Source organism: Deltaproteobacteria bacterium (assembly GCA_029860075.1).
Taxonomy (GTDB): Bacteria; Desulfobacterota; JADFVX01; order JADFVX01; family JADFVX01; genus JAOUBX01.
On the sequence record JAOUBX010000137.1, the window covers coordinates 1 to 6912 of the forward strand.

Annotated in this window: 5 protein-coding genes and 1 pseudogene; 1 reads left to right on the forward strand and 5 read right to left on the reverse strand. The window is 39.8% G+C overall.

Features of this window, described 5'->3' with window-relative positions; translation table 11 throughout:
- Positions 1–168 precede the first annotated feature (168 nt).
- Positions 169–555 carry a GxxExxY protein gene (locus tag OEV42_21070; GenBank protein ID MDH3976763.1) on the reverse strand — a complete coding sequence of 129 codons (387 nt, stop codon included), beginning with the start codon at positions 553–555 and terminating at the stop codon, positions 169–171.
- A gap of 298 nt (positions 556–853) precedes the next feature.
- The gene (locus tag OEV42_21075; GenBank protein ID MDH3976764.1) at positions 854–1183 is read right to left on the reverse strand and encodes a hypothetical protein; all 330 of its coding nucleotides are present in this window, start codon (positions 1181–1183) and stop codon (positions 854–856) included.
- Between the two features lie 871 nt (positions 1184–2054).
- Here OEV42_21075 and OEV42_21080 point away from each other — a divergent pair.
- Positions 2055–3011, forward strand: coding sequence for a DDE-type integrase/transposase/recombinase (locus OEV42_21080; GenBank protein ID MDH3976765.1), 957 nt, complete (start codon positions 2055–2057; stop codon positions 3009–3011).
- A gap of 171 nt (positions 3012–3182) precedes the next feature.
- Here the strand turns inward: OEV42_21080 and OEV42_21085 are convergent.
- The 3 genes and pseudogenes from OEV42_21085 to OEV42_21095 all read right to left on the reverse strand — a co-directional run.
- Positions 3183–3383: pseudogene (locus tag OEV42_21085) on the reverse strand (RHS repeat protein).
- Between the two features lie 214 nt (positions 3384–3597).
- Positions 3598–3999 carry an immunity 7 family protein gene (locus OEV42_21090; GenBank protein MDH3976766.1) on the reverse strand — a complete coding sequence of 134 codons (402 nt, stop codon included), beginning with the start codon at positions 3997–3999 and terminating at the stop codon, positions 3598–3600.
- Between the two features lie 17 nt (positions 4000–4016).
- On the reverse strand, positions 4017–6912 hold a 2896-nt coding region (locus OEV42_21095; protein ID MDH3976767.1), incomplete at its 5' end, for a hypothetical protein.

A 6912-nucleotide genomic window follows, 5' to 3' on the forward strand; every position in this document is an offset into this window, starting at 1 on the left:
CCTTCCTGAATCGCTTTAAGGGCTTTGTTAAAATCAAAACTACTTTCTTCTTTACTCATGTCAATTCTCCTTTTTTAGCTGAATATATCAGCTTTGGTTAAATTGACACAGAATTTTGAACACCCTCTAACATTAACTCTCTGTAAATCTCTGTTATTTTTCTTCCCATCAGACCTTCCTCCAATTATCAAACACTTTACGTTTTACTTCCGCCCTGGGTCCAAAGTTAAGCAAAAGCCCCACTTCTTTGTTTGTCGCTTTTAAATAATTAAGCAGTTGCGCTTCGTGTTCCTGGCTAAGATTTCTTGCCGCTTTTATTTCTATAATGATTAAATCGTCAACCATAATATCGGCAAAGTATTCTCCAACCGTTTTCCCTCTATATGAAACTGTGATGGCTTTCTGTGCTTCAGCAGCAAGCCCCGTTGACTCCAGCTCTATCATCAGGGAATTTTCATAAACCTTCTCCAGAAAACCATATCCAAACTCGTTATAAACCTTATAAAAAGCGCTTATGATCTTTTCCGATAATTCCTTATGTTTAAAATCTTTCATCTAAAACCATTTTATAGGACACGGATTTCACTGATGAACACAGATTAAAATCCTTTTTGCACTCATTTAAAAATCCAAGTAAGCCCTGACCTAATATTTCCTCTTATCTCGTTTCCTTTATATTTAAACCCTAAAAACGCTTTTAGCCCTTATCTTTTAATCCGTGAAATCAGTGTGTATCCCTGTCCCATTATTCTTTTAAATTCTTTTTATTGGACACAGATTTCGCAGATGAACACAGATTAAAACCTAAAGATGTTCTTTTAAATCCGTGTAATCCGATCTTATCCGTGTCCCATTATTCTTTTACGCTCTTCCTTATCCTCTCCACCCTCTGTTTCCCCTTTCCCACACTAATAATCACTATCTCCTTCTCATCCCCCTGTCCAATTTCAATAACCACCCGCCCTTTGGCGATTTCTTTAATGATGCCCCCCTTGTCACCGAGCGTATCACCCACTTTCACCAGTTTAAGTTCCCTGCTGCCGGGCTCTTTTACCACCGCCGTTCCATCCATAGGAGCAATCTTGACAATCCTTATTTTTTCAATAGGCGCCGCATGAGCAGAAAGGCCAAGAAAAAAAACGCACATCACCACCGGTAATATTTGCTTAAAAAATCTATTCATAACTTTCATAATGACTCCTTTTGACGGGACACGGATTTCGCAGATAAACACTGTTTAAAATCTAAAAAGTATTCTTTTACTCTTATCTCTTAAATCTGTGTAATCCGTGTTCATCTGTGTCCCATTATTTTCAACGACTAATTTGATCCAACTCCACCACGATTCAGCCCAAATTAACTACAATTTTATTACACTAAAAAATAAAATACTCGGCTTTTTTTGCTTTTTTTAGCATTATCTTTCGGCTTTTTTTGCTTTTTTGGGTAAAAAACGAATAAATGCACTTTTTACGGGTAAAAATATTTACTCGCGGAATTTTCACACTTGTTTTTTGAAAATATGCAGGAGGCAGGTCTCAAGGGGTTGTTGCCCAAAAGGTAAAAGTGCTTCGACGGGCTCAGCACGAGCGAATCATTACTCCTTTTAATAGGACAGGGATTTCGCAGATAAACACTGTTTAAAATCTAAAAAGTATTCTTTACTCTTACCTCTTAAATCTATGAAATCCCTGTTCAGACCTGTCCCATTATTTTTATTAGCTCTTTTGTTTTATCTTTTAACCTTAAAACGCTCTTTGCCCTTATCTTTTAAAAATCTGTGTAATCCGTGTAAATCCGTGTCCCATTATTTTCTTTTGCTTTTTTTTTATCTCTTTTCTTCATGGAGACTATTATTGACAAAACCAGCAGGAAAAATCATAGGTCGGCTTTTTCTCCACTTTTTGTAAGCTGCAACGATTTTACCCCCCATCCTTTTCCACTGATCTGCAAATACAATATCTGCAACTTGAAGTTCGAAAACTAAAAGCGGCAAGTGCCATCATGAAACATCAAATCAGGCGGCAAGATGGCAAACGTTCCTTTATCACCAAATGCAGAATCATTTTTTTGCCCTCAAGTTCAAAAGCCCCCGTCGAAGAATCAGGCAATACCTTCCTTTGGCTCCTTCTACGCTTTACTCTTACATCAAAAAAGCAAAAGAAAATATTTTCGACCTCATCCCAAAATCTTCAAACCCTCATCAGTCACCAAACAGAACGCCACCTCATATTGTTGCACTGGTTAAGGCCATTAAGGAAAACAACCCAAGCTGGGGATACCTTCGTATTGCAATCCATATTTGGGGTGTTCAGCTTTTCATCTCTCCATCAACAGTAAGAAGGATTCTTCTCAAACCGGAAAGGTATCCTGATAAAAACACAAATTCTCCAAAAGAAGAAAAACCTCCACTGATAATTACAGCATCGAAGCCGAATTCTATATGGTCTATTGATTTAACAATCCTGTATCTGTTCGGGATATTTCCAATATATATTCTTGGTGTAATTGACCATTATTCAAGAAAGGTCCTTTCTCTTTCTTCAACCTTTCACCCCACTGCTGATTGGGTAACAGGTGAATGCAAGGCCCTTTTTTCTAAATATGGATTACCCAATCGAATGATCACTGACAACGGCTCTCAGTTTACTGCCGGGGTTTTCAGGAACTGCCTGAAAGCTCAGGGAGTAAAGCACATCAAAACCTCTGTGCGGCATCCCCAGACCAACGGGAAGATAGAGCGTTTCTTTCAATCTCTAAAATATGAGTTCATGTGCTTTTTCTTTCTGAAAAACAAAAAGCAGGTTGATAAGCTTTTGGAGGAATATCTCTTGTACTACAATCAGTATCGATTACATCAAGGCATTGGGGGGCAGGCGCCGGACAGGCTTTATTATAAAGAGCCTATAAAAAAACCACCAAAAGATGCAAAGCAAATCCGTGCGCCTATTGAGGAATTGAGCTTCGGTAATGATTTATTAAAAGCCTACAGACTGAAAAAAGCTGCCTGATTATAAAAAAAGAAATCCGGTCAGAGATCTCCGACCCTAAGTCTTTAATCGGGTATCCAAAAAATGGGGCAACAGATAGCTGCGTCTTAAATTCATAAATATCAGGATTTTTTACACTGACTGAATCATCTTTTTTAATTCATCCCTCATAAAACAAACTGCAAAATAAAATCACAAAATCAGATGAACATTTTTTGCTTCTTTTTTATGTATTTTCAAGTGTCCAGAAGGTGGTGAAATAGGACAGCTGTTTTTATCGTAGGCGTATTTGGTAACGAGCCCGCCTTCGCTCACCTCTGTCAGCCTGTTGAATACGTCATAGGTCATTGCCCTGGTGTTGCCTAGCGGTTTGGTAACCAGCGTGAGATTGCCGACAGCATCGTATCGAAATTATCGTAGCTGTAAGTCTCGTAAAAGAAAACTAAGCACCCCCATCATGTAACCAACATGACAGGGGTGTTATATTTTCAAGTTAATTCAATTGTCAAAGAACTATGCGGAATCTCAGCCGCTCTTGCTTTTCATTTTCTATGGCTTCAGAGGTGGTGAAATAGGACACCAGGCCCTCTGTATTATTTTTGTTCTTCTATTCTTCCCCATCTTCAATTGTTGGGATACAAGGTGATAAATGTTTATCTATTTCTTCTACAAAAACACCTCTTTTCAATACCCAAACACTAAATTCATTATCTTTGCCATTTAAATTTTCATCATCTCTAAAATATAATATCCCGTATGAACCAGGTGTAATTTCTTTAATCAATTGATATAAGTCAAAAATATCTATCACATCTTGTGATTTATGATTTGTAGAGCCAGCAACAACAAGTGTATATGTCCCATTTATTGCTTTTAACTCAAGAATACGACCTTCAAAAAAAATTAAATCTATTTTCTTTCGAATTTTGCATACTGCTTCTTCAAGTTCATCTAAGTCATCTTCATATGTAGACATATTAATCGCTACCCAACCATTGTATTCAATCATTTTCTACCTCTATATAGTTAAAATAAAGTTTTAGTATCAATAATGTATTCAACCCCATATCTATCAGCATATTCAGATATTTTATTAAGAACTTCTTTAGAAGGTTGACCTTCAAAGTGGAAATAAACTTTTTTATTAGTCTCTTTCGCCGCTTCAAAAGTTGCTTTAGCTTGTTTTCGAAATTTTGTACCAACTTTTCTCAAAGCTGGTTTAGTTTGAGCTATGAATTGATCGCTTATAACATCAAATTCACGTCCTATTGGATCACTTGCAAATGCCACACGCGATTCTCCTTTAAGTCTTTTTGCTAAAGCGTCTGCTGCACCGTCTGGCTTATTAACTTTAACCAAATTACCAGAATACCGTCCCAAGTTTACAGATGTTTTAGTAGCATTACCGTCCCCCTTCTTCCTCCACTTCTTCCATCTATCCTTAATCGCTTCCCACCTGCCCTTTACCCACTTCTTTTTTTCTTTAATAGAACCACCTGTTTTCTCTATAAACTTACCAAGCGGTGTTCTTGTTGCAGCAGCTACTACAATATTTTCAGGACTGCTAACAGTTTCTTCAACTTCATTGACGGCTTTCCGGGTAACATCTTTCGCATTATCTACAAGAGCCTTAGCATACGCACTTTTTCTTAAGAGTGCAGGATTTTGCAATTGCTCTTCATACTCTTTTTCACCATTTTCACTCTCTACTGTAACTTTTTCATCACCAAATAGAGATTCTTTAATTTTTTGATATTTATGTTTTACATTATCGTAAAAACCTCTTTCCATCGTTTTTTCTACGCCATTTTCCATGACTATCTCATAGGATAGTTCGTTATCCTCCCATGCAGCTGCATCAGGGTTATAATAGCTACCATCATATTCTATATATTTAGCGCCCGTATCAATTTCATCCAGAGACGCATACTCACTTGACGCATAACCATACAAATCAATATAAACCGTCGGATTCGAGTAAGCATACAAGTACCTATGTAATGACGGTGGAGTACCATACTCACCAAGATATGTATCCTCCGAAATAAACCTTGCCGTCTCAGCATCATAGTAACGTGCACCGAAATAGATGAGCCCCGTCTTCTCGTCATGCTCCTGCCCTGTGAATATCTGCCTGTTAACAGAAGTCCCACTCTGACTTCTAATGGTTCCCCATGGATCAAGGCTGTAGCTTACTTTTACCGCGCCCATGTTATCTGTCAGGTTAACCGTACTACCCAAAGCATCGTGATGGTAGTACTGAGTTCCAAGTCCAGTATTCAGAGAGAGTAATCTATCTGCATATCGGTAATGAGCTAGCAATGAACTGTCAGCAGCATTGTGCTCCTCAATTACGGCACCGCCATCATAGAAATAATCAACGTCTCCCCGCTCACTTAAACGATGCCTTACCCTAAAACCGTCGGCATTGTAATCATAGAGACCAAGTACCGTTTGACTTGCAGCCGATCCACCAGTTGTCTGTACCATCTGGTTGAGCGCATCATAAACAAAGTTAGTCTCTTCACCCGGCAATGAGCTATCAATCTTTTTAAGCATATTGCCATTAAGGTCATATGCATAACCAACGGTTTTGCCACGTACACTATCAACAACACTTGTCAACCTATCCAAGGCATCGTAAGCATATGTCTTTGAAGCGGTTGCAGTTCCGTTGACGCTGACAGTCTCTATCTTTCGGTTATATCCCTCAAAGGTATAGTTTGTAACGGTCACATCAGCACCGGAAGTGAGTGTATATTCCGTCATCCTGTCAAGATCGTCATAGCTATAGGTAGTTGTTTCGGTTGCTCCATTTTGGGCTTCTGTTTGAGACGTCCTATTGCCATTACTGTCATAAGCATAGGCATAACTGGAAATCACCGAACCATCAGCCGTTACCTTATTAACAATACTTGCCACCCGGTTTGTCGGATGATAAGTGTATTTCACATCTGTGCCGTTGGGGTAAGTAACAGTGTCCTTCTTTCCATCAGCATAGTAACCGTAGCTGGTTACCAAAGTATCAGCTGTGGCCGTTTCAATGCGGTTTCTACTATCGTAAGTATAAGCAGTACTGCCGGAAGCAGTTGTCACGCTGGTTCTATTACCATTATTGTCGTATGTATAGGACACAGCCACGCCCCTTTGCGTGCTGCTGGTCAATCGGTCAAAATCATCGTAAATATTCTCAGTCAGGTCTGTCACAGTAGCCCCGCCTGCATCACGCTTGGTCTCCGTAACGGTCGTTACATTATTATTCGCATCATAAGCCGTCACCGTTTTTAGCGGCGTCATATAAGGTGTCGCCACGTCGGGATAATTGGCCTCGGTCTGCCTGTTTAACTTGTCGTAAACATAAGCAAAGACCTGCCCCTTGGCGTCGGTCATTGCCGTCAGGTTCCCTTCGGCGTCGTAGCCGTAGCTAGTAACAATACTCCCCGGCTGGATATGCTTCACCTTCCGGTCGAGCGCGTCATATTCATACTTAACGCGACGGCCCAGCGCATCCATCTGAACCGTGACGTTGCTGTTCTTGTCGTAGGCATATTTTGTGGTTAGCCCTCCTTCACTTACTTCTAAAAGTCTGTTGAAGACGTCATAAACCATTGCCTTTGTATTTCCCAGTGGTTTAGTTACCAAGATAAGATTACCAATAGCATCATATTCCTTGCCCGTCATCTCCCCGGCAAAAGTAACAGAGGTCTCCCTGTTCTCCTTATCGTAAGTATAGCTTGTAATTTTCCCTTCTTCATCAGTGATAGTCAGCACATTCCCTGCACCGTCGTAGCTGCGGCTTTCAGTAGTTGTATCTGCATAAGTCGTTACTGTCAGCAAGTTACGACCGCTGTAAGTATAGGCTGTCCGCTTGTTTTCAGCATCCGTCGTTGCCGTCACATTGCCTGCGTTGTCATATTCATTA

What these genes read in the sequence shown, in the direction of transcription:
- OEV42_21080 (MDH3976765.1), top strand. Translation starts at nt 2,055, where the DNA reads ATGCAGAATCATTTTTTTGCCCTCAAGTTCAAAAGCCCCCGTCGAAGA.
- OEV42_21070 (MDH3976763.1), bottom strand. Translation starts at nt 555, where the DNA reads ATGAAAGATTTTAAACATAAGGAATTATCGGAAAAGATCATAAGCGCT.
- OEV42_21075 (MDH3976764.1), bottom strand. Translation starts at nt 1,183, where the DNA reads ATGAATAGATTTTTTAAGCAAATATTACCGGTGGTGATGTGCGTTTTT.
- OEV42_21090 (MDH3976766.1), bottom strand. Translation starts at nt 3,999, where the DNA reads ATGATTGAATACAATGGTTGGGTAGCGATTAATATGTCTACATATGAA.